We start from the raw sequence: 26,882 nt of genomic DNA on the forward strand, positions 1-26,882 counted from the left end.
AAAGGCCTTCCGCCGGGGATACCGGGCCGCCGGCCGGTCAGCGCGGGCTCTGCCGCATCTCCCTCGGGCTCACCCCGTAGCGCCGCCGGAAGGCCGTGCTGAGGGCGCTCGCGGAGGAGAACCCCGCGGAATAGGCCAGGTCGGTGATCGACAGGTGCTCGCACTCGGCGCACAGCAGCCGGTCCCGCACCAGCCGCAGCCGCTCCTCGCGGATCAGTTCACGGGGCGTGGTGCCCGCCTGCTGCAACGCGAGCTGTATCTGCCGCAGCGACCAGCCCAGGGCACGCGCCACCGTCGTGCCGGTCAGGTCGGGGTCGGCCACGTGGTCGCGCACATAGCGGCGGACCATCGCCTCCACCTCGCCCAGCTGCCCCGGAACATCGGGGCGGTCGTCCCCGGCGGCCAGCATGCACACCAGCTCCACGACCCGGTCGGAGACGGCGTCGAACTCGGGATCGGTGAGATGCTCCCGCTCCTCGTGCAGACCGGTCAGCATCGAGCCCACGATCCGGCCGAGGCCCCGGGTCAGGTCCAGCCCGGCCGCCACCGGTGACCGGCAGCCCAGCCGGCCGTTCACCTCGCGGCCGGGAATGGTCAGGATGAACGCGTCGACGGCGTCGCTCTGCAGACACTGGAACGGTGACGCGAAGGAGACCAGCGCCCCCGTCCCCGGCGTCAGCCGCGCCTCCTCGCCGTCCTGCCGCAGCACGATCTCCCCGTCCAGGGGCAGCAGCAGACGGTAGTCCTCGTCCGGGTCCTGCCGCACCTGGTGCCGGGTCCGGCTGTACTCGATCTCGTCCGAGCGGTACTTCACCAGTTGGTACGTGTCGGTGCGCTGCCGGACCGTCCGTCCGAGGAAGTTCTCCGCGCGGGCGTATCTGAAGCCCATCCGGGATTGGTACGAGCCGATGTGCTCGGTCCAGAAATCGGCTCGCTCCCGCGGATCCAGCTCCTCGGTGTCCAGCGCGTCGACGGCATAGCTTCCCGCGGGCAACGCCACTCCTCCCGTTCATCGGTCCCGACGGCTTCCTCGCGGTCTCATACGATTCCTGACCGAGAATGCTTCAACTGGTGCATGATCAGAGACAACTTGGAGCCCGGTCGACCGTGGGGGCACCCTAGCGCGGCAGGCGATCGCCGTGCCGGGCGGTCGGTCCGCCAACGCCGGAGGGAAGCCGCACGGTCCATCCGCCCCTTGCGCCACTCATGCGCCGTGTGACAACTTCCCTGCGCGTCACGGGAAGACCCGCCGGGGCCGCATCACTATCGTCGGGCGCTCCGTCAACCCGCGTTCGCCGCCCGGGACCTGAGAACGTTCCGGGACTTGAGGACGTAAGGACTCGTGGACTTACATGACCGATCAGATACCGCAGGCGGTGACCTGGGGCCTGGCCGCGGCCCTGCTCGCCACCGCCGTGCTCCTGCTGCGTCAGCACGGGATCACCGGGCGGCAGCGCAGACGGAACGCCGACCTGGTCCGCGAGGTCCGGGCGCGTGAGGAGGAGCTGCGCCATCTGGTGTCGGTCCGGCTGCCGGCGCTCGCCGACCACCCCGACCAGAACGTCCCCGTCCCCGGACCGCGCGACGCCCGGATCGCCGCCACGGAGTTCGGCAAGCACCTGGAGCAGGTTCTCGCCCTCTTCTCCGTGGCCGTCGACCACGCCCGGTCCCGCGCCGACCGGTCCGCCAAGGCCGCCCTCCAGGCGTCGATGCGCTCCATCCAGGCCCTCGCCAACGAACAGCAGGTCTCCATCGCCGAGATGCAGGACCGGCACGACGACCCCGACGTCCTGCGCGACCTGCTGGAGGTCGACCACACCAACGCCCAGTTCGGCCGCCGCGCCCAGGCCGTCGCCGTTCTGTGCGGAGCCTGGCCGGGCCGGCAGCGCGCCACCTCCCCGCTGATCGACGTCGTCCGCGGCGCCACCTCCCGCATCCGCGACTACCGGCGGGTCCGCGTCAACGGCCAGGTCGACCTCGCGGTCGAGGGCCGCGCCGTGGAACCCGTCGTCCTCGCGCTCGCCGAACTGCTCGACAACGCCGCCCGCCACTCTCAGCCCGGCACCACCGTCGAGGTCACGGTGCAGTCCGTGCACAACGGCGCCTGCGTCGTCATCGACGACGCCGGCGTCGGCATGGACGCGCAGTCCGTCGAGAGCGCCGGCCGGCTGCTCGACGGAGGCCGGACCGTGGACGTCACCCGCCTCGGCGACCCGCCCCGGTTCGGCTTCGCCGTCATCGGGGTGCTCGCCCGGCGGTACGGGTTCAGCGTCTCCGTGGACACCCGCTCCCCCTACGGCGGAGTCCGCGCCGTGGCGCTCCTGCCGACCGAGCTGCTCACCCACCTGGAGCCCGCGACCCCCGAAGCCCCGGCCCGCCCCGCGCCGGCGCCCGACGACACACCCCTCCCGGCGCTCGTCGAGGGCACCACCGAAGGCGGTCTCCCCAAACGCCGCCGCCGCGCCCCCAGACGCCTGGTTCCCCCCGAGCCGGAGCCCTTCGAGACCGAGGAACCGCCCGGCCGCTCGCCCGAGGAGAACGCCCGCATCATGGGCGCCTTCGCCCGCGGCACCCGCTTCGGCCGGGCCGCCGGGCGCATCCTCGACGACGACCTCATCGCCCCCGAGCCGTCCACCCCCCACGACAACGAAGGGACCCCCCGCGCATGAGCCTGCCCACGACCAACGAGCTGGGCTGGATGCTCGACGACGTGCTGAAGGTGCCCGAGGCGCGGCACGCGATCCTGCTCTCCGCCGACGGGATGCTCCGCGCCCACTCCGCCGGCATCGCCCGCGACGACGCCGAACGCCTCGCCGCGGGTCTCTCCGGCCTCCAGTCGATCAGCCGCGGCACCGCCGAGTTCTGCGGCCCGTCCACCAGCCCCTGGCGGCAGACCCTGATCGAGTTCGGGCACGGCTACGTCTTCCTCGTCGCGGCCGGCGAGGGCACCCACCTGGCCGTCTCCACCGGTGTCGAGGTGGACATGGAGTCCGTGACCTACCGCATGCACAAACTCGTCGACCGGCTCGGCAAGGAGCTGTCCACCCCGGCCAGGCCGGCCACGGGCAGCCGGACATGACGCCCCGTCCCCGGCCCGGCGGGCGCCTGGTGCGGTCGTACGTCGTCACCGACGGCCGCGCCCGGCCCACCCGCAACACCCTGGATCTGATCACCCTGCTGACCGCCGCCGACGACCTGCCGCTGACCGGACTGAACCCGGAGAAGCGCCGGATGGTGGAGCTGTGCCGGCCCGGCGCGCTCTCCCTGGGCGAGGTCGCGGGACACCTCGGGCTGCCGGTCAGCGTCACCAAGGTGCTGGTCGCCGACCTCATGGACAGCGGCCACATCGTGTCCCGCGCGCCGTCCCCCCGGTTCCGGAACCCCTTCGAACAGGGGGAACGCCCCTCGGCCGTCCGGCGGTTCGACGTCGGCATCCTCCAGGAGGTCCTCGATGGGCTTCGCGCCCGCCTCTGACGACGTGTACCTGCGGCCGACCGTGCGGCGCGCCCTCAAGCTGCTCGTCGTCGGGCACTTCGCGGTCGGCAAGACCACGTTCGTCGGCACGCTCTCCGAGATACGGCCGCTGCGCACCGAGGAGGTCCTCACCGAGGCCGGCGCCCTCGTCGACGATCTCGCCGGCACCCGGGACAAGAACACCACCACGGTCGCGCTGGACTTCGGCCGACTCACCCTCAACCCGTCCCTGGTCCTCTATCTGTTCGGCACCCCGGGACAGCAGCGCTTCGCCCGGCTCTGGCAGGACATGACCCGCGGCGCCCTCGGCGCACTGGTCCTCGCCGACACCCGCCGGCTGTCCCACTCCTTCGACGTGATGGGCACCCTGGAGGACCTCGGCCTGCCGTACGCCGTCGCCGTCAACGACTTCGACGGCGCCCCCGTGCACGACCTGGACGAGGTGCGCGAGGCCCTCGACCTGCTGCCCGAGACCCCGCTCGTCCGCTGTGACGCCCGCGATCCGGACTCCTCCACCCGGGCGCTGATCGCCCTCGTCGAGTACCTGCTGAGCAGCGACGCCGAACTGGAGCACGCGTGACCCCCGAAACGCCGTCCGGCCCGCCCCCGGGCTGCCCGGCCCGTGAACCCCTGTACGGCCCCGCATTCGCCGCCGACCCGGCCGCCGCCTACCGGCGGCTGCGCGCACACGGGCCCACCGCCCCCGTCGAGCTCGCCCCCGGTGTCCCGGCCACCCTCGTCACCTCGTACGACGCCGCCCTGCACGTGCTGCGCAGCACCGAGACCTTCTCCAAGGACCCGCGCCGCTGGAACGACCTCGCCGACGGCACCGTCCCCATGGACAGCCCCGTCGTGCCGATGATGATGTACCGGCCCAACGCCCTGTTCACCGACGGTGAGGAGCACCGGCGGCTGCGGGGCGCCATCACCGACAGCCTCGCCCGGGTCGAGCCCCACACCCTGCGCGGCTATGTCGAGAGCAGCGCCGACATCCTCATCGACCGGTTCGCGCCCACCGGCAAGGCCGATCTGCTCGGCGAGTACGCGCAGGTCATCCCGCTGCTCGTCTTCAACCACCTGTTCGGCTGCCCCGCCGGCCACGGGCTGAGGCTGGTCGAGGGCATGTCCGGGATCTTCGACGGAGTGGACGCCGAGCGGGCCAATGAACTGCTCAGCACCACCCTGCTCGACCTGGTCCGGCTCAAGCGGCGCACACCCGGCCCCGATGTCACCTCCTGGCTGGCGGCGCACCCCGCGGCGCTCACCGACGAGGAGATGGTCCACAGCCTCGTCGTCCTCATGGGGGGCGGCACCGAGCCGCAGCAGAACCTGATCGCGGGCGCCCTGCGGCTGCTGCTGTCCGACGACCGCTTCGCGGGCGAGCTGGCCGTCGGCAGCCTGCCCGTCGAGGACGCGCTCGACGAGGTCCTGTGGACCGACCCGCCGATGGCCAACTACGCGGTGCACTACCCGGTCAGGGACGTGGTGTACGAGGGCGCGGCGCTGCGGGCCGGGGACCCCGTCGTCGTCTCGCTGGCCGCCGCCAACACCGACCCGGCGCTGACGGGCGACCGCCGGGCGGGCAACCGGGCCCACCTGGCGTGGAGCGCGGGCCCGCACAACTGCCCCGCCCAGAGCGAGGCCCGGCTGATCGCCTCGGCGGCGGTGGAGAAACTCCTCGACCGTCTGCCCGACCTCGAACTCGCGGTCCCCGCCGACCGGTTGGAGTGGCGCCCCGGCCCGTTCCACCGCGCGCTCACCGCGCTGCCGGTGACGTTCCCGCCGGCGCCGGTGGCAGATACGCCACCCGCGCCGCGGCCCCCCGCCTTCGCCCCACTCCCCGCGGCGGAGTCCACGGAGCGCGGGGACGCGGGGCAGTCGAAGAACGGCTGGGCCCGGTTGTCGTCCTGGTGGCGCGGGGAGTAGGGCGCCCAGGGGCGCGGGGGACTGCGCGACAATCCCCCACCCACCCGCACGGTCAAACGGTGTCCCTCACCCCACCCGCACAGGCAACCGCCGATGCCCGTTGGAGATGAACGACTCCACGTACCCCAGATCGTCCCCCACCGCCCCCAACCGCAGCGAGGGGAACCGCTCGAACAGCGCCGGCAGCGCGATCCGGGCCTCCATCCGCCCCAGCGGAGCGCCCAGGCAGAAGTGCACCCCGTGCCCGAACGCGAGGTGCTCCTTGTCGGCGCGGGTGACGTCGAAGACGTCCGCGTCCTTCCCGTGCCGCTCGGGGTCGCGCCCGGCGGCTGCGTACGCGGCGAGGATCGCCTCGCCCTTGCCGATCACCACACCCGCCGGCCCGCCCAACGCGGCGAGGTCCAGGTCCTCCACCGCGTACCGCAGCGGCAGGCTCGCCACCGGAGCCTGGAACCGCAGCGTCTCCTCCACCACGTCGTCCCAGGTCGCCCGGCCGTCCCGGACATGGGCGAGCTGCTCGGGGTGGGTGAGCAGCGAGTGCACGGCCTGGTCGAGGAGGTTCACCGTGGTCTCGTGCCCGGCGCTGATCATCAGCACCAGGGTGTCCAGCAGCTCCTGCTCGCTCAGCCGGGCGTCGTCCTCGTCGCGGGCCGCGATCAGTCCGGTGGTCAGGTCGTCGCCGGGCGTGGCCCGCTTCGCGGCGACGAGTTCGCCGAGGACGCCGTAGAGCCGCTCGTAGGCCGCGTTCATCTCACCCGGATCGGCGGAGGTGTCGAAGATCCGGTCCACCAGCTCCCGCAGCTCCGGCGCCCGTTCCTCGGGCAGCCCGAACAGCTCGCTGATCACCTGGATCGGCAGGGGGTAGCAGTACTCCTCCCGCAGATCGACCGTCCCGCCGCGTCGGAAGCCCTCCTCGACGCGGTCGAGGAGCACCCGGGTGATCTCCTCGATACGCGGCCGCATCGCGGCCGTACGGCGCGCGGTGAACGCCTTGGCGACAAGGGTCCGCAGCCGTTTGTGGTCGCCGCCGTACGCGGTGAACATGTTCTGCACGGCGACCCAGGTGAACAGCGGCCACTCCGGGGTGATCTCGCCGGCCGCGAACCTCGGCCAGTGGCGCCGCGCGTCCTTCGACACCCGGGGATCGGTCAGCAGCCGCTTGAGCAGCTCGGGGCTGCTGACCGCCCACGCCTCGACGGGGGGCGGGCCGGGGAGCACCACACGGGTCGCCGGACCGTGCGCGCGGATCCGGGCGGCCTCACCGTGGATGTCACGGCCGGTCGCGTCAATCACTAACGGGCTGGGGTTGCCCATCGGGCCCTCCTGCGGTCGGGAACACTGCCACGGCGCACCGTGGAAACCCGGTCACGTTATGGCTCCCGCGCGTCGCGCGGCGAGTTCACCGGCGGCGCGCTGCGTACGCGGGCAACTTCCCTGCGCGTACCGGCAAGTCGGGTACGGGAACGGCTCCTAGGATCGGCCCCACCCCCCCCATGAAGAGCCGGTGAGTGCCATGACTGTCAGCTGGGCCCCGCGCTGGATGTGCTCGTACAGCCCCGAGGTGCGTACGGTGCCCGCCGGCCGCTGGTGGAATGCCGTACGGGTGCCGGTCGCGCTCGGCGCACCGGCACTGAAGGCTCTCGGGGACGCCACGGGAGCCGTCATCAAGGACGGCTTCGGCGGGATCATGTACTGGCTGGTGCCGCCCGGCGACGCGACCGACTGGCGGATGGCGGGCGTCCAGGTCCTCGGGCCGGGCTCCCATGTGGCGGTCCCGCCCCTGCGCCGTACCTCGGGCCCCGGCCTGTACTGGGGCGTTCCGCTCTCCCCCGACCGCTACTGGACCGACACGGAACGCCTGCGCTCGGCCCTGGCCGCGGGCGCGCAGTTCCCCGCGCCCCTGTAGAGGGCGCGGGGCAGTCGTACCGCGTACTACGCCTCGGCCGGCTGCTCCCGCTGGTGCAGGTTCGCGGCCCGCTCGCGGGCGCGGTCCTTGCGGGTGCGCCGGGGCTCCTGGTCCGGCAGCCACCCGAAGGCGAGCGTGCTGCCGACGGCGCCCATCAGCAGGCCCACGATGAACCCGCCGATGTTGGACGTGAGCCAGGTGCCCAGGGAGAGCAGGATCCCGAGGATGGAGTAGAACAGGCGCTGGGACGGGTTGAAAACGATCAGCAGCCCGCACACGATCATCAGCGAGGGCAGCAGATAACCCGCCAGGCCCTGCATTCCGATCTTCAGGATGACGGGGAGCGGTGCCTTCATGGTCACCAGGATCTCCGCGCCGCCCAGGAACAGCAGCAGCCCGCCCGCGAAGGGCCGGCGTCCTCTCCACTCCCGGAACGCGCTCACTGCGGGCAGCCCTCGCTCTGGAATCGCATGTGCAGGTCGGGCAGCTTGAAGACGGCCGCGGTGGCGGCGTAGTTGTGCTGGTACAGGTCGGTGATGGTGACCGTGTCGGCCTGCTGGCCGTAGACACCGGGGGGACCCTGCTGTCCGACCTTGTCGAACGTGCTGGAGTCACGGCCGATCTCGATGTTGTTGAACGAGGCGTCGCCCTTGATGTCGTCGGAGTCGATCGCCAGGTTCTTCACGCTCACCGGAGTGGACTTGTCGCCCGCGGTGAGGACCAGCTGGATGCCGCCGAGGTCGACGCTCTGGCAGAGGTTGGTCAGCTTGCCGCTCTTCACGACCGAGGTCACGACGAGCACCTGGCCGCCGGTGTCGCCCTCGTTGGGGCTGTTCTCGATCATGTGGTCCAGCGCGCCGAACTGGGCGAAGCCCTCGCCTTCGAGCTTGTCGGCGGTGACGACGAACGGCATGCCGGAGATGGCGAACTGGACGCCCAGGGCGCCCTGTGCGGTGAGGATCATCAGACCGGCGGCGACCGCAGTGGCCGGCACCGCCATCACGGCGGCGCGCTTCAGGCGGACCCGGCCGCGTCTGCCGGACGCTTCGGAACCCTCGGGTCTTTCGTGGGTGGACGCCGTGGCGTCCGAGGACGAGGCCATGTGTGCTCCCTGGACTTTCAAGTCATTGCAGATGGGGCTTCGACGGCACGTTGTCCTGGCGCGGACAGCGGTTGCGGCGCACGCCTGAGCGCACCTCCCGAGGGTGCAAGGGCTTACTTGCTACGCCGCAGTAGCCATTCGCGAAGTTACCGGTGGTTACATTCAAGGGTCAAGGTGCTTGTGGCAAAAGGATGTTGGTTGTGCCGCACCTGTGAAAGGTGAACATCCCTCACCTCTGGTTTTGTCCTTCCCGATCTTCCCAACCGCACGTCAGGCGACCATTCCCGGTGCCCAACTTGCTTGCCATGCCTTGACGTTGACTCTCACTCAGGTCTACAACTCTCCCGGGTTTCCCCCAACGGATCCGTGGCGCCGGATCCGACGCGCAGCGCCCGTCACCGTCCCGAGCCCCCGTCGCCGACGGGGTGCGGGTGACACCCGAAAGCGCTGCGCGGCCCGACGCGGCACCACCCCCTGCCGGTGCCGGGCACGGTCGCCTTCCCCTCCACTGGGCCGTGCCCGGATCCCGGACCCGTCGCTGTCGATCCGTCACGCACGGAGAAGGCGTGTCACGGATCGACAGCGCCCGAACGGCGCCGAGCGGCATCGCCGCGTTCCCCCGCGCGAACGGTGTCCACCCGCGCGCACTCACCCGCAGTTCTCATCCTCCTGAGAAGAGGCACTCCCCATGCGTACGCGATCCCTGCTTGCCCTCGTCGGAACCACCGCCGCCCTGATGGTGTCGGCCGTCGGCCCCGCCTCCGCCGCCGACACCGTGCTCACCACCGGCGGCCCCGCGGGTGACGCGGTCGCGGTCGGCGACGTCCTCAACGCCACCCTCGCCTCCGGCACGGCCGCCACGTTCCGCTCCAGCGCCACCGGCACGAGCGGCATCTCCTGTGCCGAGTCGGCCTTCAACGCCACCGTCGCCGACAACCCGGCGGCGCCCGGCACGGCCACCGAGTCCGTCACCGCCCACACCTTCGGCAGCTGCACCAGCAACGTCTTCGGCGTGACCGGCGTCAACAGCATCACGGTCAACAACCTGCCCTACACGACGACCGTGACCTCGGACGGTGTCGTCACCGTCAGCCCGCAGGCCGGCTCGGTCATCCAGACCACCGTCGTCCTGCGCACCCTGCTGGGCACCATCAACTGCGTGTACCAGGCGCCCAGCATCAGCGGCACGTCCAGCAACACCGACAACAGCATCAACTTCACCGCCCAGCCGTTCACCCGGACCTCCGGCTCGTCCCTGTGCTTCAGCACCGGCTACTTCACCGCGAAGTACTCGCCCGTCACCGACGGCAGCCAGGGCGGCGCCACGGTCTTCGTCAACTGACGCCGACCGGCGGGCACACACCCCGGCCGGGCCGGCCTCCCGAGTACTCACTGATCCGGCGGACCCACCGGGTACTCATCGGCCGGCCCGGCCGGCAACACCGTCAGCGGCGCCCGCGTCCGCGGAGGAAGAGGGCGGCGCCCGCGGCGAGCACCATCGCCGCGGCGCCCCCCGCCACCAGGGGCAGCCGGGCGCCGCTGTCGTCGGTCGTGGAGGCCACCGGGCTGCCGGGAACCTCCGCCCCGCCGCCGGCCGCGGCGCCCTCGGGCGTCGAGGACGGCTCCCGGGAGGGGGCGGGTGAGGGGGTGCGCGCCTTCTCGGCCTTCGGCTTCCGGGCCGGCGTGGGCTGCCCGGCCGCGGCCGGCGTCCGCTCCGGACTCTTCCCGCCGGCATCCGGGTCGGCCTTGGCGGCCGCCGGGAAGACTACGTCCGAGCACGAGTAGTACGTGTCCACCGTGCTCGTGTTCTGCCAGATCGTGTAGAGCACGTGGTGCCCGGAGCGGTCGGCCGGCAGCTTCGCCGAGAAGCGGTAGGAGCCGTCCCGCAACGGCGGGTCGGTGACCGAGGCGAACGGCTGCTCGGGCAGATCGGACCACTTGAGCGGCTTCGCCGGGTCGTATCCCGGCTTCGTCAGGAACAGCTTGAACGTCCCGGTGTGCGGGATCGTCGAACGGTACGTCAGGTTCAGCGTGCCGCCGGGGGCGAGGCGGGTCGAGGGCCAGTCCGCGCGGGCCAGGTCCAGTCCGCGGTAGGCCGCGAGTCCTCCGCTGCACAGCTTTCCGTCCGGGACGACCTGCCGGTCACGGCCGTTCACCCCGGCGATCCGTAGGTTGTCCCACGCCGTGAAGGGCGCCCCGTTCGCAGCGATCGCCGCCCGGCACGCCGCCGACGCCGCCCGGCCGCCGCCGTCGGGCGAGCACGCCGACACCCGGCTCACCGGATCGGTCGGCGCGCCGTGCGCGGACGCGGGGGTGACGGCCGCCGCCGTCACGAGCAGCGGGGCCGCCATGAGCAGGGCGGCGGTGCGGCGGGCGGACAAGCGGTACATCCGGTACGTCCGATCCATGGGGTTCGGGGGTGGGTGGTCCACCGTGTCGTACGGGGCCCGGGGATGGCGCGTTCAACGGACCCCGAGCCTGTTCGACCGGTCGGATCCAGCCACCCGCCGGTGCTCGGAGGGTGCCTCGGCAAACCCGGCGAAGCGGCATATCCGGGCCTACTCCCTTACGGGATAGGGGAGTTCCTCAGGGGGTCCGAGGGTTTTCCCCGTATCCCCATGGCCAGAGCGTTGCCTAATGTGCTCGAACAGCTGAACCACAGGTAACCCCTGGTGAGCAGCCTGCGCCTGGCCGGCCTCAGCGCCACACCCCTTTCTGGATCCCCCCGCCGCTTCGACGACGAAGCGGTTCAACGCCGCTCCTCCCCTGACATGAGCAGGCCACGAAAGGCGAAGCCCTTGCGTACCTCCACCCCACGTGCCACCGGACGGAAACTCATCTCCGTCGCCGCGGTCTCCGTCGCCCTGGTGGCCGGCACGACCACCTCTGTCGCCGTCGCCCAGGCCCCCTCCGGCAAGGCCGACCCCGCCCCCGCCGCCACCGAGGCCGCCCCCGGCACCGTCGCCGAGCGCCTGATCGTCGGCTACAAGTCCGGTGCGGCCGAGGCCAAGTCGAACAAGGCCGCCGACGCCGACGCCGAGGCCAAGGGCAGGGAAGCCGGCGAGAAGCTGGACTTCCAGCGCCGTCTCGGCACCGGTGCCGCCCTCGTCGACCTGGGCGAGGACCTCACCCGGACGGACGTCGCCGACGTCATCGCCGAGTACCGTTCCGACCCGCAGGTCGCCTATGTCGTCCCGGACCGCCTGAACAAGCCCAAGGCCGACCCGAACGACACCGAGTACAGCAAGCAGTGGGACCTCTTCGAGGCCACCGCGGGCATGCGCGTGCCGGGCGCCTGGGACGTCACCACCGGCACCGGTGTGACCGTCGCCGTCATCGACACCGGCTACGTCGCCCACTCCGACCTGGCCGCGAACATCGTCGGCGGCTACGACTTCATCGCCGACACCGCGGTCTCCGTCGACGGCGACGGCCGCGACAGCAACCCGGCCGACCCGGGCGACTGGTACAACGCGGGCGACTGCGGCACCGGCGTCCCGGCCGGCGACTCCTCGTGGCACGGCACGCACGTCGCGGGCACCATCGCCGCGGCCACCAACAACAGCAAGGGCATCGCAGGCATCGCGTACGGCGCGAAGATCTCGCCGGTCCGCGTCCTCGGCAAGTGCGGTGGCTACGACTCGGACATCATCGACGCCATCACCTGGGCCTCCGGTGGCACCGTCTCCGGCGTGCCGTCCAACAGCAACGTCGCCAAGGTCATCAACATGAGCCTCGGTGGCGACGGCGCCTGCTCCACGGCGACCCAGAGCGCCATCAACGCCGCCGTGAACCGCGGTACGACCGTGGTCGTGGCCGCCGGCAACGAGAACGACAACGTGGCGAACCACTCGCCGGGCAACTGCAACAACGTCATCTCGGTGGCCGCGACCAACCGCTCGGGCGCCAAGGCCTCGTACTCCAACTACGGCTCGCTCGTGGACATTTCGGCGCCCGGCGGCCAGACCAGCACCGGCACCGCGAACGGCATCCTGTCCACGCTGAACGCCGGCGCCAAGACGCCCACCTCGGAGTCGTACGAGTACTACCAGGGCACCAGCATGGCCACCCCGCACATCGCGGGCCTCGCCGCCCTGATGAAGTCGGCGAACTCGTCGCTGACCCCGGCCCAGATCGAGTCCGCGATCAAGGCCAACGCCCGCGCTCTGCCCGGCTCCTGCTCCGGGGGCTGCGGTGCGGGTCTGGCCGACGCGGCCAAGACGGTGCAGGCGGTGTCCGGCGGCTCCGGCGGGGGCTCCACGGGGGGCACCACCTTCACCAGCACCACCGCCGTGTCCATCCCGGACAACGGCTCGGCGATCGAGTCCTCGATCTCCGTCACCGGGCGCACCGGCAACGCGCCCTCGACCCTCCAGGTCGGCGTGGACATCACCCACACCTACCGCGGTGACCTGGTCCTGGACCTGGTGGCTCCCGACGGCTCGACCTACCGTCTGAAGTCCTCCAGCTCCTCGGACTCCGCCGACAACGTGAACACCACCTACACGGTGAACGCGTCCGGCGAGGTCGCCAACGGCACCTGGAAGCTGCGGGTCCAGGACGTGGCGTCCGCGGACACCGGCCGGCTGAACAGCTGGAAGCTGACCTTCTGAGCCGGCCTCACCGCCCGCCACCCCCCACTGCCGGCGGCCGACCGATGCGAGCGGGCATCGGCCGGCCGCCGGCCCTTTGCGTGCGGGCCGTTAGCGTAGGCGCATGTCGACGAAGAAGACCGAGAAGACCGACGGCGCCCCGTCACCGGTCACGGCGGTGTGCCCCGGCTGCGGCGGCTCCGGCCCGTCGGTGCGCACGGTCGCCGAGACCTGCGCCGACCCGGAGTCCCGTAGCGGGGGACTGACCGACCGCCTGGCCTCGTCCCCGGGGGTCCCGTCCCGCTTCGACACCGTCCTGCACTTCACCGAGGGCATGATCCTCGTCGCGATGGGCGCCTATCTCGCCCGCAGTGGCCTCCAGAACGACAAGGCCGTCTACACGATCGGCGGCTCACTGCTCGCCGTGGCCCTGTTCGTCGGCACCCTCCTCGTGATCCGGGGCGAACTGCGGGAACGGAGGACCGTGGCGGCGGGCGAACCCCGGGCCGAACTCCTCTGGCGGCCTGCCCACCACTGTTCCGCATGCGACTCGGTGTTCTACCCGTCGGGTACGCCGTGGCGGGGCGTCCTGACCCCGGAGCAGTTCCAGAAGTACGTGTGGACCGAGGCGGGCTTCGGCGGGCAGCTCGACCGGAGGATCAAGGACGTCGCCCTGCCGCCCACGGAATCCACCGGCTCCGGAAGGACCCCCGACCGTGCCTGACGCCCCCCTGATCCACGGCACCGACCCGGCCTCCTTCCCGCACTCCGTCCTCGCCGAACGGCACCCCGCCCTCATCCGCAAGGTCCTCGACGCCACCCCCTACGGCCCCGGACAGCGCCGCGCGCTGGAAGCGCTCCTGCACGACGCCACCGAGGGCGTCCTCGCACCACCGGACGACGACACCTGGTGGGACACCTGGGGCGCACGCCGCCACGCCGGCCGCTCCTGGTTCGACCTGCCCTTCCTCGTCGCCGAAAGCTGCTTCTACCGTCAACTCCTTTGGTCCGTGGGCTACTTCGGGCCCGGTCCCTGGGAGGGCGTCGACCCGTTCCGCCCCTTCAAGCTCGCCGAGCTCGACACCCCCGAGGCGGCGGCCGAACTCGCCGCCGCCGGCACCCTCGCCGAACGGCCCCCGCGGGAGCGGCTGCCGGCGCTGCTGCACGGCTCTCTCTGGGGCAACCGGGCCGACCTCGGCTTCCGCATCCAGACCGCCGCCGAGTCCGCGGCGGACTCCCGGCTCCTCGCGGACGACAGCGAGGGTCTGCTGTCCCTGCTGACCGGCGGAGGAACGCTCTGCCTGGTCGCCGACAACGCGGGGCGCGAACTGATCCCCGACCTCCTCCTCGTCGACCACCTCCTCGACCACGGCCACATCGAGCGCGCCCTTCTGCACCTGAAGCCGTACCCGTACTTCGTCTCGGACGCCACCACCGCCGACGCCCTCGACGCCGTGCGCCACCTCGTCGCCGCGAAGAGCCCCGCCGGTGACCGGCTGTGGGCCGCCCTCGCCGACGGCCGTCTCGCCCTGCGGGCCCACCCCTTCTCCTGCGCCCCGCTCCCGTACGCGGACATGCCGGAGGACCTGCGCGAGGAGTTCGCCTCCGCCGACCTGACCCTCCTCAAGGGCGACCTCAACTACCGCCGCCTGGTGGGCGACCGGCTCTGGCCGCCGACCACGTCCTTCGCCTCCGTCACCGCGTACTTCCCCGGCCCGGTGGCCGCCCTGCGCACCCTCAAGTCCGATGTGATCGTGGGACTGGACGCCCGGACCGAGGCCGCGCTCGTGGCCGCGGAGGGACAGCGGTGGCGCACCGGAGGAGCCCACGCGGTGATCCAGATGAACACCCGTACGAGGTGACAAGTCCGGGCTCCTGCCGCGAAAGCACCCGAATTCACGCGATGGTGTGATCATGTTCCGCCACCCGGATGCCGGGCGGAGGACACGGGTAGGGCCCGGCCATGACGCAGCCGTTCGAACTCCCGCACTTCTATCTGCCGTATCCCGCACGGCTGAACCCCCACCTCGACGAGGCCCGCGCCCATTCCACCGCGTGGGCGAGGGAGATGGGCATGCTGGAGGGCTCCGGCGTCTGGGAACAGGCGGACCTCGACGCGCACGACTACGGGTTGCTGTGCGCGTACACCCACCCCGACTGCGACGGCCCGGCACTCTCGCTCATCACCGACTGGTACGTGTGGGTGTTCTTCTTCGACGACCACTTCCTGGAGCTCTACAAGCGCTCCCAGGACCGCCCCGGCGGCAAGGCCCACCTCGACCGGCTGCCGCTGTTCATGCCGCTGGACCTGGCGACCCCCGTCCCCGAGCCGCGGAACCCGGTGGAGGCGGGCCTCGCCGACCTCTGGGCGCGTACGGTGCCGTCGATGTCCCTGGACTGGCGCCGCCGCTTCGCCGTGGCGACCGAGCATCTGCTCAACGAGTCCCTGTGGGAGCTGTCCAACATCAACGAGGGGCGGATCGCCAACCCCGTCGAGTACATCGAGATGCGCCGCAAGGTCGGCGGCGCCCCCTGGTCCGCCGGCCTCGTCGAGTACGCCACCGCTGAGGTCCCCGCGTCCGTGGCCGGCTCGCGCCCGCTGCGGGTCCTGATGGAGACCTTCTCGGACGCCGTCCATCTGCGCAACGACCTGTTCTCCTACCAGCGGGAGGTCGAGGACGAGGGCGAGAACAGCAACGGGGTGCTGGTCCTGGAGACCTTCTTCGGCTGCGACACGCAACAGGCGGCCGAGACGGTCAACGACATCCTCACCTCTCGGCTGCACCAGTTCGAGGACACCGCCCTGACCGAAGTGCCCGCGCTGGCCCTGGAGAAGGGGCTCACCCCGGCCGAGGCCGCCGCCGTCGCCGCGTACACCAAGGGTCTCCAGGACTGGCAGGCCGGCGGCCACGAATGGCACATGCGCTCCAGCCGCTACATGAACGACGGGGCGACCTCCTCGCGCGGCCCGCTCGACCTCGGCGGCGCGATCCTCTCCGGCCCGGCCCTGGTGCCCGGGGCGGGGTTCGGCACGTCCGCCGCTCAGGTGGGGGCGCTGTTCGCCTCCGCCGCCGCCGAACGGCTGCGCACCCGCACACACCTGCCGTACCAGAAGGTCGGACCGTCCCTGATCCCCGACTTCTTCATGCCCTTCCAGGTGGAGCTGAGCCCCCATCTCGACGCCGCCCGCCCCCGCCTCACCGCCTGGTCGCACGCGATGGGCATCCTGGGCGAGGGCGTCTGGGACGAGGAACGGCTCGCCGCCGCCGACCTGCCGCTCTGCGCGGCCGGCCTGGACCCGGACGCCACTCCCGGGGAACTGGACCTGAGCTCGCAGTGGCTGGCCTGGGGCACCTACGGCGACGACTACTACCCCCTGGTCTTCGGCCACCGCCGTGATCTGGCGGCCGCGCGGCTCACGACCGCCCGGCTCTCCGACTGCATGCCCGTCGCGGGGGAGGCGGTCCCCGTCCCGGTGAACGGGATGGAACGGGGCCTGATCGACCTGTGGGCGCGGACGACCGCGGAGATGACCCCCGACGAGCGGCGCACCCTGAAGACATCCGTCGACAAGATGACCGAGAGCTGGGTGTGGGAGGTGTTCAACCAGCTCCAGAACCGGGTCCCCGACCCGGTCGACTACCTGGAGATGCGGCGCGCCACCTTCGGCTCCGACCTCACCCTGAGCCTGTGCCGGATGGGCCACGGCCCGCAGATCCCGTCCGAGGTCTACCGCAGCGGCCCCCTCCGCTCCCTGGAGAACGCGGCCATCGACTACGCGTGCCTCGTCAACGACGTGTTCTCGTACCAGAAGGAGATCGAGTACGAGGGCGAGGTCCACAACGCGATCCTCGTCGTACAGAACTTCTTCGGTTGCGACTACCCGACCGCGCTCGGCGTGGTCCACGACCTGATGACCCAGCGCATGCGCCAGTTCGAGCATGTCGTCGCCCATGAACTCCCCGTCGTCTACGACGACTTCGAGCTGTCGGCCGAGGCCCGCGACATCATGGACGGCTATGTGGGCGACCTGCGGAACTGGCTCGCCGGAATTCTGAACTGGCATCGGCAGGTCGACCGCTACAAGCCCGCGTTCCTGGCCCGCCGCGCCCACGGCTTCGTCCCCGACCGGGCGCCGGCAGCCCCGCTGTTCGCCCTGGGCCGGGCCGGCTGAGGCCCCGCACGGCTCACACCGGCAGGCGTGCCGCCCGGGTGGTGTCCTCGTCGTGTCCGGAGAGGGGCGGACCGTGCGCACGCGAGGGCCGGGCGGCCCGGCCTCTACGGGGCCACCCGGAAGTGGCTCGTCAGCCGGCCCTCGTCGTCCAGCACGTGGAACGCCAGCCCGGGCGGTGCCTCCCGGTCCGCTGCCCGGTCGCCCTCCCAGGGCAGCCGGAGCGTCCACGTCACCCCCGGGCCGACGACCAGCGGCCGCCCCGCGAACGTCGTCGCCGCGGGCGCGTGGGCATGTCCGGTGACGATCCCCGCGATCTCCGTCCGGCGCTCCAGCAGCCGGGCCAGTGCGGCGGGACGGCCCAGCCGGTGGGCGTCGGGCAGCGGGTGGTGCAGCGCCACCGGGGGATGGTGGAAGGCGAGCAGCGCCGGCCGGTCGCCGTCCAGGTCGTCGAGGGTCTCCTCGATCCAGGCGTACGTCTGCGTGTCCAGTTCGCCCTCGTCCCGCCCCGGAACGCTGGAGTCGCACATCAGCACCGCCGCGTCGTCGAAGAGGTGCACGCTGTTGACCGGTCCCTCGGCCGCCGGTTCGCCGAGCAGCGCCTTGCGGTAGGGCGCCCGGCTGTCGTGGTTGCCCGGGCACGTGAGCACCGGGAAGGGGGGCGTCCCGGTCCCGCAGGCCGAGGAGGCGTGCCGCCTCCTCGTACTCGGCCTCCGTGCCGTGGTCCGCGATGTCCCCCGTCACCAGCAGCGCGTCCACCGGACCCGGCAGGCCCCACAGCAGGTCGCGCACCCGCTCGGCCCGGCGGGTGGCCCGTTCCGTCCCGTCCAGATGCAGATCACTGATGTGCGCGAGTACGAGCATCGCCGTACGCCTCCCTTGGGCCCACTGCCTTAATGGAACAGGGGAATCTAAGCATTAGCTCTAACGGATGGGCAATCGGCAACCATTAGGGGGCGGGGTCATTTGCGCCTGCCGCCTGCCGCCTGCCGCCTGCCGCCTGCCGCCTGCCGCCTGCCGCCTGCCTGCCGCTTGCCGCCCCGCGGCCCGAGCGGCCCGATGTCGGGCTGCGCCCTGCTGCTTCTCGGTGCCGGTCGGTCCCGGAGACCTGACCGCGCGCCCGGCGCGCGGGAGCGCATGAGCGTCGGCGCCATGCGGCAATGGGCTCGCGCGCGCTGCGGCGGACGGGCAGGATGCTGCCCGTAGGGCGTGCTGCGCCCTGACCCAGGGAACTCCGAGCACCCGGAGGCATGGATGACCGGCACGTCTGGCCAAGGGTCCGCGCCACAGTCCGCGGACGCCCCGCCCGCCCCCTTGACGCCCTTCACCGTCGACGACTACCGCGACCGGATGCGGCGGGCGGCGCGCGCCGCGGCCGAGGCGGGCCTCGACGGGTTGCTGGTGGCGCCCGGCCCCGACCTGGTGTGGCTGACGGGATACCGGCCGCCGGAGACCGAGCGGCTCACGCTGCTGGTGCTGCGGGACGGCGAGGACCCTGTGCTGGTGGTGCCCGCCCTGGAGGCCCCGGACGCCGAGGAGTCACCCGGCGGCCCCGCGCTTGGCCTGCGCGACTGGGCCGACGGCAAGGACCCCTACGACGCGGCCGTGCCCCTCCTCGGGCCCCGCGGCCGCTTCGCGGTCAGCGACAACACCTGGGCGCTGCACCTGCTGGGCTTGCAGGGACGGCTGCCGGACTCGGCGTACGTCGGGCTGTCCGAGGCCCTGCCGATGCTGAGGGCCGTCAAGGACGCGGCGGAACTGGAGCGGATGGCGGCGGCGGGCGCGGCCGCCGACCGGGCGTACGAGGAGATCCGGCGGGTGCGGTTCGCCGGGCGCCGGGAGACCGAGGTCGCCGCCGATCTCGCCGACCTGCTGCGCCGGTTCGGGCACTCCCAGGTCGACTTCACGATCGTCGCCTCCGGGCCGAACGGCGCCAACCCCCACCACGAGGCCGGCGACCGCGTCATCGCCGACGGCGACATGGTCGTCCTCGACTTCGGCGGCCTCAAGGACGGCTACGGCTCCGACACCTCCCGCACGGTCCACGTCGGCGAGCCCGACGCCGAGGAACGCGAGGTGCACGACCTCGTGCGCGCCGCCCAGGAGGCCGGTTTCCGCGCGGTCCGGCCCGGTGTCGCCTGCCAGGAGGTCGACCGGGCGGCCCGTGCCGTCATCACCGACGCCGGGTACGGCGACCGCTTCATCCACCGCACCGGCCACGGCATCGGCGTCACCACGCATGAGCCGCCGTACATGGTCGAGGGCGAGGAACGCCCCCTCGTGCCCGGCATGTGCTTCTCCGTCGAACCCGGCGTCTATCTGCCGGGCCGCTTCGGGGTGCGGATCGAGGACATCGTGACGGTGACCGAGGACGGCGGGCGACGCCTCAACGCCACCCCGCGCGACCTGGCGATAGTGGACTGACCCCTAGGAGCCCCCACCCACCTTCCCTTCGGACGACAACGGCGCGACCATGACCCAGGCACCGACACCCACCGCGGACACCGTCCGCCGACTGGTCCGTTCCCTGACGCGGAACGGCGAGGGGAAGACCGGCGGCAAGGGCGGCGACGGCCCCGACGTACGGCCCGTCGCCGAGGAGGGCGGGCGGTGCGCCTGGTGGGTCGGCACCCGCCATGTGCTGCGCCTCGCCCCCGACCGGCACGCCGTCGTACGGCAGCTGCGCGAGCTGCGGCTGCGCGACCTGGTCCGTCCGCATGTCGGCGTCGCCGTCCCGGTGAGTGTCGCGCACGGCGAGTGGTCCGGCGGCCTCACCTACACCCTCGACACGCGGATCCCGGGCTCCACCGCCCCGGTGCACGACGTGTCCGCCGTCGGCGAGGACGACCTCGCGGGGCTTCTCACCGGCCTGCGCGAGGTGCCGTTGCGGCAGGCGGATGCGCTCGGGGTTCCCCGGCTGCAGCCGCGCTCCCTGGAAACGCTGCGGACGGCGGCGGGACGGGCCGCCGGACGGCTCGCCGGAACCGACGAGTTCGACCCGGCGCGGCTGGGGCAGCTCACCGCGCAGAACGCCGCGCAGCTCACCCCGCCCGCGGCCGTCCTCGTCCACCACGCGCTGACGGGCGAACACCTCCTCGTCAGCCCCGACGGGCGGGTGCGCGGGGTCCTGGACTGGAGTGACGCGGTGGTCGGTGACCCCGCCGAGGACATCGCCTGCCTCGCGACGGCGGTCGGCGCGCCCGCCGCCGTCCGCGCGGCGACCCTCGCGGGGTACGGCGCCCGCCCCTGTCTCCGGGGCCTGTGGCTGGCCCGCTGCGACACGGTCGTCGCCCTCGCGTCGGCCGCGCAGGGCCGCGGGGCCGCCGCCTCGCTGCCGGCGCTGCGGGAACGGCTGCGGCGGGCGTGGGAGCCGATCCTGCTGGAGCGGGTGACGGACCTGAGAGTGGAGGAGTGAGGGAGCCTGGGCGCCTCACAGCTCGGGGGCGGGCGCGGTCCGGCGACCGCGGGTGGCTGCGTGGTCGCTCGCGCCGTTCCCCGCGCCCCTGCCGGGACGGCGGAGCCGCCCGGCCCCGGCCCATCGTGCCGCCGACCGCCGACCGCCGACCGCCGACCGCCGACCGCCGACCGCCGACCGGTAGCCGTCGGGCACCGTCGCCCGTCCGGCGCCCCAGCCACCAGCCGTCGGGTGCCCCAGCCCTCGGGTGCACCAACCGTGAGGCGTCGGGCGTCCTCACCGTCAGCCGTCAGCCGTCAGCCGTCAGCCGTCAGCCGTCAGCCGTCAGCCGTCAGCCGTCAGCCGTCAGCCGTCAGCCGTCAGCCGTCAGGCGTCAGGCGTCAGGCGTCAGCCGTCAGCCCTCAGCCGTGAGGCGTCGGGCGTCCCCGCCGTCGCCGCGTCGGGTCACGGCACCGTCAGGACCACACACGACTCGCCGGGCAGGGTCAGCAGACCGTCCGGGCCCGGGGGGTCGACCGGGTCCCAGGCGGCCAGGACGCGTGCTCCGGCCGTCCCGAGGGGGATCGCGGCCGGCTCCTTGCCGAGGTTGAGGGCCACCCGGACGTCGCCCCGGCGGAAGCCGAACCACCGGGCTTCCTCGTCGTAGGCGACCTTGACGTCGGAGAGGTCCGGGTCGGAGAGGTCGGCGTTGCTCCGGCGCAGGGCGATCAGGTCGCGGTACCAGGCCAGCATCCGCGCGTGGGGCTCCACCGCCGGCTCGGACCAGTCCAGGCAGGAGCGGTCGCGGGTCGCCGGGTCCTGCGGGTCCGGCACGTCCTCCTCGGCCCACCCGTGCTCGGCGAACTCCCGCCGCCGCCCCCGCCGCACCGCCTCGGCCAGCTCCGGATCGGTGTGGTCGGTGAAGAACTGCCAGGGGGTGGCAGCGGCCCACTCCTCGCCCATGAAGAGCATCGGCGTGAACGGCCCGGTGAGCATCAGCGCCGCCGCGCACGCCAGCAGCCCGGGGGAGAGCGTGGCGGACAGCCGGTCGCCCTGGGCCCGGTTGCCGACCTGGTCGTGGGTCTGGGTGTAGCCGAGCAGCCGGTGCGCGGAGACCCGCGTACGGTCCAGGGGGCGGCCGTGGGACCGGCCCCGGAACGACGAGTACGTACCGTCGTGGAAGTACCCGCCGGTCAGGGTCTTCGCCAGCCCGGCGAGCCCCGCCCGCGCGAAGTCGGCGTAGTAGCCCTGCGCTTCGCCGGTCAGGGTCGTGTGCAGCGTGTGGTGGAAGTCGTCGTTCCACTGCGCGTGCAGCCCCACCCCGCCCTCCGCGCGCGGGGTGACCAGCCGCGGGTCGTTCAGATCCGACTCGGCGACCAGGAACAACGGCCGCCCCACCTCGGCGCCGAGCGCGTCCACGGCCGTCGACAGTTCCTCCAGGAAGTGGCACGCGCGCGTGTCCTTCAGCGCGTGCACCGCGTCCAGGCGCAGCCCGTCGAGCCGGTAGTCCCGCAGCCAGGCCAGCGCGCTGCCGAGGAAGTACGCCCGCACCTCGTCCGAACCGGGCGCGTCCAGGTTGACCGCCGCACCCCAGGGCGTGTGATGCCGCTCGGTGAAGTACGGGCCGAAGACGGGCAGGTAATTGCCGGACGGACCCAGGTGGTTGTGGACCACGTCGAGCACGACCCCGAGACCCAGCCCGTGCGCCGCGTCCACGAACCGCTTGAGAGCCTCAGGGCCGCCGTACGGCTCGTGCACGGCCCACAGCGAGACCCCCTCGTACCCCCACCCGTGCGTCCCGGGGAACGGGCACAGCGGCATCAACTCGACGTGTGTGACACCCAGTTCGGCGAGATGCGCGAGCCGCCCGGCGGCCGCGTCGAGCGTGCCCTCGGGGGTGTACGTGCCCACGTGCAGCTCGTACAGCACCGCGCCCGGCAGCCCGCGCCCCGCCCACGGCACCCGCCACGCGTACCGGCCGTGGTCGACGACCGCGCTCAGCCCGTCCGGGCCGTCCGGCTGACGGCGCGAGCGCGGGTCGGGCCGGACGGGCCCTTCGTCGACGGCGAACCCGTAGCGCGTGCCGTCCGTCGCCTCCGCGTCGGCCGTCCACCAGCCCGGGCGCCCGGGATCGCGCTCCATCGCGTGCGTGGCGCCCGCACAGTGGAGCGTCATCCGGTCGGCTTGCGGTGCCCACACCTCGAACTGCACGGAAAGGTTCTCCCTCGGCTGCCGGTCGTGATGGTCGGGGGACGGTCAGGAGTCGTCATGGAGCCTTCCCGTCCATCGTGCGGCAAACGAGATCAAGGCGCCCTCGGATCGGTGCGTTTGCCGCACGCGTCGCACTCTCCTTCGCCATGTCCGAGGATCGTCACCGTTCACGGGTTTTCTGGACACCTCGGCTTCACTGACCGACAATCACACGCGTGACGTCGTCTTTCGAGTTCCACACCTACCCCGCGCGGCTGTCGGACGCCGAGCGTGACCGCGCGCTGAGGGTGCTCCGTGACGGCGTCGCCCTGGGCCGTCTCTCCCACGACACGTTCATCCGGCGCATGGAACTGGCGCTCACCGCCCGCCGCTCCGACGAGCTGGCCGCGCTCACCGCGGACCTGCCCGTCGAGAGCCGCTGGTCCCGGCTGGTCCTCGGCACCGTCGGGGCGGTCTCCGGCTTCGGGGTGAAGCTGCGCCGGGCCTGGCAGGCCGAACGGCTGCCCAGGCTCCAGCTGCCGCACCCGGGGAGCAGTCACGCCCTGCGCATCGGCCGCGACCCCGCCAACGGGCTCCGGCTCAGCCATGAGACGGTCTCCCGGGTGCACGCCGAGCTGACCCGGCAGGGCGGCATGTGGGTCCTGCGCGACCTCGGCTCCACCAACGGCACCACCGTCAACGGGCGGCGGGTCATCGGCGCGGCCGTCGTCCGCGACGGCGACCAGGTCGGTTTCGGCCGCATGACGTTCCGCCTCTCCTCCGAATGAACCCCCACCGAAGCCTCCGCAAAGCTCTGGCCTGGGATTTACGGAGTGAGTTTCCCAACATGGCTTCCGTTCCGGAGTGTTGACGTACGTTCTCGGCCATGACTGACTGTGCGTACGCCATGCACACCAGGTGAACCGACGGCCTCACATTCCGGGGAGGTGTGCCCTGCCGCCACTCCTCCGCTACCCGACCGTGGACGAGCTGGCCGCCCGCGCCGCTACTCTCGTCACCCGGCATCCGCACCGCGCGCGACTGCGCCGCGTGGGCACCTCACGGGCGGGCACTCCGATGTGGCTGCTGTCCGTCGGACGGGGTACCCGCCACGCCCTCGTCGTCGCCGGCCCGCACCCCAACGAACCCGTCGGCGGCGCCACCGTCCTCCGGCTCGCCGAACGCGCCCTGGCCGACCCCCGGTTCACCGAGGACGCCGACACCACCTGGAACCTGCTGCTCTGCCTCGACCCCGACGGCTCCCGCCGCAACGAGGGCTGGCTGTCCGGCCCCTACACCCTCGGGCACTACTTCCGGCACTTCTTCCGCCCCGGCTTCCTCGAACAGCCCGAGTGGCTGCCCGACGGAGCGGCCGCCGCCGCCCTGCCGGAGACCCGCGCCCTGCTCGACCTCCAGGACGAGCTGCGCCCCTTCTTCCAGTGCTCGCTGCACGGCGTCGACATCGGCGGCGGCTTCGTCGAGCTGACCCGGGACCTGCCCGGCCTCGCCGAGCGGGTCACCAGGATCGCCGCCCGCCTGGCCGTACCCCGCGAACTGAGCCCGTACGACACCCTGTACTGGCCGCGCCTCGGCCCCGCCGTCTACCGCATCCCGCCCCCGCGCCGCGGCGACCTGGCCGCCGCCATCACCGAGGCCGCCGTCGAGTCCACCTGGTACCACCCGCACCACTACGGCACCTGCACCGCCGTCGTCGAGGCACCCATGTGGGGTGTGGCCGCCGTGGAGGACGGCTCGTCCTCGCCCGACGCACACGCGGTCCTGCGCACCGTCAGCCGGGCGCTGCGCCGCGACACCCGGCTGCTGGAGGGCATCCTCGCCCGTGTCCGCCCCTCGGTGAGCCGCGCCCCGGACGCCGCCCCGCTCCTCGCCCCCGTCGACGACTATTTACTGGTCGGCCCCGGCCTGGCTGACGCCTGGGACCCCGACGTCCACGACGGCACCGACCGCCCCCTGCCCCCGCTCGACACCGCCCGGCTCACCACCCTCGCCCTCTCCGGCCGCCGGGTCGCCCTGCGCACCGCCGGCCTGTTGCACCAGCTGGTGACCCGCGCCGGACACGACCCGGCGGGCGCGCTGCCCGAGCTGAACCGGCTCCTCGACGAGTGGTGCGCCGACTACCGCGACGGCTACGGGGCCCGCTGGATCCCGGTGGCCCGCCAGACGGAGTACCAGACCCGAGTCGTCCTCGCCGCTTTCGAGCTTGCCGTCCGGCGGGCACACGGCGGACCCGGCCCCGGGGACCCGCCCGCCGACTCCCGTTCGGGTGAGCCGGAATGGAGTTCCGAGCCTGCCGTGCCGATGCACCGGGAATGACGAACACCACCCTCCACGCCGTACGAGGCGGCCTGCTGGCGGCCCTCGCCCTCCTCACCGTCGGCGCCTCCGCCCCCGCCCAGGCCGCCTTCCCGGCCAACTGGCTCCACCTCACCGTCACCACGGGCGACGCCCGGTCCAGCCACATCCGCGGCGCCCTGCTGCTGTGCGACCCGCCCCGGGGCCACGCCCGGGCGGCCGAGGCCTGCGCGGAACTGACCGGCGCCGGTGGCGACATCGCCCGCATCCCGCTTCGGAACGGCATGTGCGCGCAGATCTACGCCCCCGTCCGCGTCACCGCGCGCGGCGAGTGGAACGGCCGGCCGGTCGAGTACGACCACACCTTCGCGAACGGCTGCGTGATGACGGCCCGTACGGGATCGGTGTTCGCCCTGTCCGGCTGACGGCGCCCCGAGGGGGCGCGGGGCGGCACCGACGTCAGGGCCCCCCGTCCCCCCGCGCATGGGAGGCCGCCGCCAGCACCGTCCGCACCTGGTGCTCCACCTGGTCCCGCACCGGTACCCACCGGGCGCGGAACCGGTCGGCGAACGAGTCGCACCACTCGCCGACGAGCTGTTCCAGCAGCGCCGCCCCCGGGTCGCCGGCGTCCGCCAGGACCCGCCGCAGCATCGCCGCAGCACGCAGCGGGAGCCGGCGTCCGAAGGCGTCCACACTGCCCACGTACGCCCTCGACACATCCGGCGGCGGCCCCGCCACCAGGTCCCGGGCCAGCCCCGGCACCAGCGCCAGCGCCCACCGGGCGGCCCGCAGCAGCGGACCCTCCGGGCCCGGCAGCCGGGGCAGCGCCTCGCCGAGGATCCGCTCCACCTCGCCCGCCTCGTCGAGCAGCCGCCGGGCCAGCCCTCGCAGCGCCTGCGCCGGGGCCGGGTGCGGGGCGGTGTCGTCCATCAGGTCGCTCGCCCACATCGGCACCTCGACGACCGCGGTGAGCCCGCCGTACCGGTGGGCGTGGTACCAGGTGCTGTGCCGCGCGTCGTCCGGCAGGCTCGGGAACGCGGCGTGCCCGGGGCCCGGCAGCACGAACACACCGGGGCCGGAGGCGGGCCAGCCCGCCGCGTCGGAGGCGCCCGTCTCCACCGGTATGCCGAGCTCCGCCGCCGACTTGGCGAACGGCTCCGCCAGTCCCGGCACGTCCTTCGTCAGCTGCACCCAGCTGCCGCCGAGATCCGTGCCGTGCAGGGTCACCTGGAGATACGGCCGCAGCTCGTCCAGCACCGTCAGCAGCGCCCGCGTCTCCGGGGGCAGCCGGTGCGGCGGCAGCACCGACGGCGACCACTCCGGCTGCTCGGGCCCGGCCGGCCGGAAGAAACCCAGGTGGTAGTCGAGGAGGGTGCGCGGCGAAGGGGTCGTGTGCAGGCTCGCCCCGTCCGGGTCCGCGCACAGCACGAAGTGCCAGGAGACACCGGCCCGCAACGCCCGGTCCCGTGCCACGCGCTCGGCGAGCGCCAGCGCCGTCGAGCCGCCCGTCGGCTCGTTGGCGTGGGCGCCCGCCACGACGAGGACGGCACGTCTCGCATGGCCGACGGACAGCAGCCGCAGCGGCCGGCCGGCCCGTGAGACACCGATTCTTCTGAGGGCGCACAGGTTCGGCCGGTGGACCGTCAACTCCCGTGCCCGCGACTCAAGTTCCGCCACCGTGGGATAACCGCACTCCAACAGCAGACCCACCCCCGTCCAGTCCACCTGCATCGGCATCCCCGTACCCGACAGGATCGCGTGCGGGGATGCATGCAGTGTCCGTCGGCGCACGGGGCGGTTCCCAGGGGCGCCCA

At 72.9% G+C, this 26,882-nt stretch carries 23 protein-coding genes and 1 pseudogene; 16 read left to right on the plus strand and 8 right to left on the minus strand.

Annotated features, from left to right (window positions below; genetic code table 11):
• Positions 1-37: 37 nt before the first annotated feature.
• Complete coding sequence (locus AC067N_RS35205; protein ID WP_478683009.1) at positions 38-1,000, minus strand: helix-turn-helix domain-containing protein; 963 nt, start codon at positions 998-1,000, stop codon at positions 38-40.
• 352 nt (positions 1,001-1,352) lie between these two features.
• Between AC067N_RS35205 and AC067N_RS35210 the strand changes: the two genes are divergently transcribed.
• The 5 genes from AC067N_RS35210 to AC067N_RS35230 are packed head-to-tail and all read left to right on the plus strand — an operon-like array spanning position 1,353 to position 5,400.
• Entirely contained in the window at positions 1,353-2,669 is a 1,317-nt protein-coding gene (locus AC067N_RS35210; RefSeq protein WP_478683010.1) for an ATP-binding protein, read from the plus strand.
• Positions 2,666-3,079 (plus strand): roadblock/LC7 domain-containing protein, encoded by a 414-nt coding sequence (locus tag AC067N_RS35215; protein WP_478683011.1) that lies wholly within the window; start codon positions 2,666-2,668, stop codon positions 3,077-3,079. The genes AC067N_RS35210 and AC067N_RS35215 overlap by 4 nt, the downstream gene beginning before the upstream one ends.
• Positions 3,076-3,474 (plus strand): DUF742 domain-containing protein, encoded by a 399-nt coding sequence (locus tag AC067N_RS35220; RefSeq protein ID WP_478683012.1) that lies wholly within the window; start codon positions 3,076-3,078, stop codon positions 3,472-3,474. The genes AC067N_RS35215 and AC067N_RS35220 overlap by 4 nt, the downstream gene beginning before the upstream one ends.
• A complete protein-coding gene (locus AC067N_RS35225; RefSeq protein WP_478683013.1) occupies positions 3,452-4,054 on the plus strand; it encodes a GTP-binding protein in 603 nt (200 codons plus the stop codon). The genes AC067N_RS35220 and AC067N_RS35225 overlap by 23 nt, the downstream gene beginning before the upstream one ends.
• Positions 4,051-5,400 (plus strand): cytochrome P450, encoded by a 1,350-nt coding sequence (locus AC067N_RS35230; RefSeq protein ID WP_478683014.1) that lies wholly within the window; start codon positions 4,051-4,053, stop codon positions 5,398-5,400. The genes AC067N_RS35225 and AC067N_RS35230 overlap by 4 nt, the downstream gene beginning before the upstream one ends.
• Positions 5,401-5,466: 66 nt before the next feature.
• Here the strand turns inward: AC067N_RS35230 and AC067N_RS35235 are convergent, their stop codons facing one another.
• Positions 5,467-6,714: a cytochrome P450 family protein gene (locus AC067N_RS35235; RefSeq protein WP_478683015.1), complete on the minus strand. Its 1,248-nt coding sequence runs from the start codon at positions 6,712-6,714 to the stop codon at positions 5,467-5,469.
• Between the two features lie 199 nt (positions 6,715-6,913).
• On the opposite strand from AC067N_RS35235, the gene AC067N_RS35240 reads away from it, so the two are divergent.
• Positions 6,914-7,306: a hypothetical protein gene (locus AC067N_RS35240; RefSeq protein WP_478683060.1), complete on the plus strand. Its 393-nt coding sequence runs from the start codon at positions 6,914-6,916 to the stop codon at positions 7,304-7,306.
• Positions 7,307-7,332: 26 nt separating this feature from the next.
• Here AC067N_RS35240 and AC067N_RS35245 read toward each other — a convergent pair whose 3' ends face one another.
• Both AC067N_RS35245 and AC067N_RS35250 read right to left on the minus strand, forming a co-directional pair.
• Positions 7,333-7,749: a DUF6114 domain-containing protein gene (locus AC067N_RS35245; RefSeq protein ID WP_478683016.1), complete on the minus strand. Its 417-nt coding sequence runs from the start codon at positions 7,747-7,749 to the stop codon at positions 7,333-7,335.
• Complete coding sequence (locus tag AC067N_RS35250; RefSeq protein ID WP_478683017.1) at positions 7,746-8,408, minus strand: DUF6230 family protein; 663 nt, start codon at positions 8,406-8,408, stop codon at positions 7,746-7,748. Before AC067N_RS35250 ends, AC067N_RS35245 begins: the two co-directional genes overlap by 4 nt.
• A gap of 688 nt (positions 8,409-9,096) precedes the next feature.
• On the opposite strand from AC067N_RS35250, the gene AC067N_RS35255 reads away from it, so the two are divergent.
• Positions 9,097-9,750 carry a Tat pathway signal sequence domain protein gene (locus AC067N_RS35255; RefSeq protein ID WP_478683018.1) on the plus strand — a complete coding sequence of 218 codons (654 nt, stop codon included), beginning with the start codon at positions 9,097-9,099 and terminating at the stop codon, positions 9,748-9,750.
• Between the two features lie 103 nt (positions 9,751-9,853).
• Here the strand turns inward: AC067N_RS35255 and AC067N_RS35260 are convergent, their stop codons facing one another.
• A complete protein-coding gene (locus AC067N_RS35260) occupies positions 9,854-10,816 on the minus strand; it encodes a lytic polysaccharide monooxygenase auxiliary activity family 9 protein (protein WP_478683019.1) in 963 nt (320 codons plus the stop codon).
• A gap of 390 nt (positions 10,817-11,206) precedes the next feature.
• Here AC067N_RS35260 and AC067N_RS35265 point away from each other — a divergent pair, with 390 nt between their 5' ends.
• The 4 genes from AC067N_RS35265 to cyc2 all read left to right on the plus strand — a co-directional run bounded on the left by AC067N_RS35265 (position 11,207) and on the right by cyc2 (position 17,174).
• On the plus strand, positions 11,207-13,021 hold the full coding sequence (locus tag AC067N_RS35265; RefSeq protein ID WP_478683020.1) for a S8 family peptidase: 1,815 nt from the start codon (positions 11,207-11,209) through the stop codon (positions 13,019-13,021).
• A 103-nt stretch (positions 13,022-13,124) separates the two neighbouring features.
• Positions 13,125-13,724: a hypothetical protein gene (locus tag AC067N_RS35270; protein ID WP_478683021.1), complete on the plus strand. Its 600-nt coding sequence runs from the start codon at positions 13,125-13,127 to the stop codon at positions 13,722-13,724.
• A complete protein-coding gene (locus AC067N_RS35275; RefSeq protein WP_478683022.1) occupies positions 13,717-14,862 on the plus strand; it encodes a damage-control phosphatase ARMT1 family protein in 1,146 nt (381 codons plus the stop codon). The genes AC067N_RS35270 and AC067N_RS35275 overlap by 8 nt, the downstream gene beginning before the upstream one ends.
• 101 nt (positions 14,863-14,963) lie before the next feature.
• Entirely contained in the window at positions 14,964-17,174 is a 2,211-nt protein-coding gene (gene cyc2 / locus AC067N_RS35280) for a germacradienol/geosmin synthase Cyc2 (RefSeq protein WP_478683023.1), read from the plus strand.
• Between the two features lie 104 nt (positions 17,175-17,278).
• On the opposite strand, the pseudogene AC067N_RS35285 reads toward cyc2, so the two are convergent.
• Positions 17,279-18,035 (minus strand): annotated as a pseudogene (locus tag AC067N_RS35285) (metallophosphoesterase).
• A gap of 390 nt (positions 18,036-18,425) precedes the next feature.
• On the opposite strand from AC067N_RS35285, the gene AC067N_RS35290 reads away from it, so the two are divergent.
• Positions 18,426-19,595, plus strand: a complete 1,170-nt coding sequence (locus tag AC067N_RS35290) for a M24 family metallopeptidase (RefSeq protein WP_478683024.1) — start codon at positions 18,426-18,428, stop codon at positions 19,593-19,595.
• A 49-nt stretch (positions 19,596-19,644) separates the two neighbouring features.
• Positions 19,645-20,586, plus strand: coding sequence for an aminoglycoside phosphotransferase family protein (locus AC067N_RS35295; protein WP_478683025.1), 942 nt, complete (start codon positions 19,645-19,647; stop codon positions 20,584-20,586).
• Positions 20,587-21,030: 444 nt separating this feature from the next.
• Here AC067N_RS35295 and treZ read toward each other — a convergent pair whose 3' ends face one another.
• Positions 21,031-22,776 carry a malto-oligosyltrehalose trehalohydrolase gene (gene treZ, locus AC067N_RS35300; RefSeq protein ID WP_478683026.1) on the minus strand — a complete coding sequence of 582 codons (1,746 nt, stop codon included), beginning with the start codon at positions 22,774-22,776 and terminating at the stop codon, positions 21,031-21,033.
• A 215-nt stretch (positions 22,777-22,991) separates the two neighbouring features.
• Here treZ and AC067N_RS35305 point away from each other — a divergent pair, with 215 nt between their 5' ends.
• The 3 genes from AC067N_RS35305 to AC067N_RS35315 all read left to right on the plus strand — a co-directional run bounded on the left by AC067N_RS35305 (position 22,992) and on the right by AC067N_RS35315 (position 25,493).
• Entirely contained in the window at positions 22,992-23,543 is a 552-nt protein-coding gene (locus AC067N_RS35305; protein WP_478683027.1) for an FHA domain-containing protein, read from the plus strand.
• Between the two features lie 193 nt (positions 23,544-23,736).
• Positions 23,737-25,089: a M14 family zinc carboxypeptidase gene (locus AC067N_RS35310; protein ID WP_478683028.1), complete on the plus strand. Its 1,353-nt coding sequence runs from the start codon at positions 23,737-23,739 to the stop codon at positions 25,087-25,089.
• Positions 25,086-25,493 carry an SSI family serine proteinase inhibitor gene (locus AC067N_RS35315; RefSeq protein ID WP_478683029.1) on the plus strand — a complete coding sequence of 136 codons (408 nt, stop codon included), beginning with the start codon at positions 25,086-25,088 and terminating at the stop codon, positions 25,491-25,493. Before AC067N_RS35310 ends, AC067N_RS35315 begins: the two co-directional genes overlap by 4 nt.
• A 34-nt stretch (positions 25,494-25,527) precedes the next feature.
• Here AC067N_RS35315 and AC067N_RS35320 read toward each other — a convergent pair whose 3' ends face one another.
• Positions 25,528-26,805 (minus strand): M14 family zinc carboxypeptidase, encoded by a 1,278-nt coding sequence (locus AC067N_RS35320; RefSeq protein ID WP_478683030.1) that lies wholly within the window; start codon positions 26,803-26,805, stop codon positions 25,528-25,530.
• Positions 26,806-26,882 lie beyond the last annotated feature (77 nt).

The organism is Streptomyces sp. NPDC042364, from assembly GCF_056437585.1.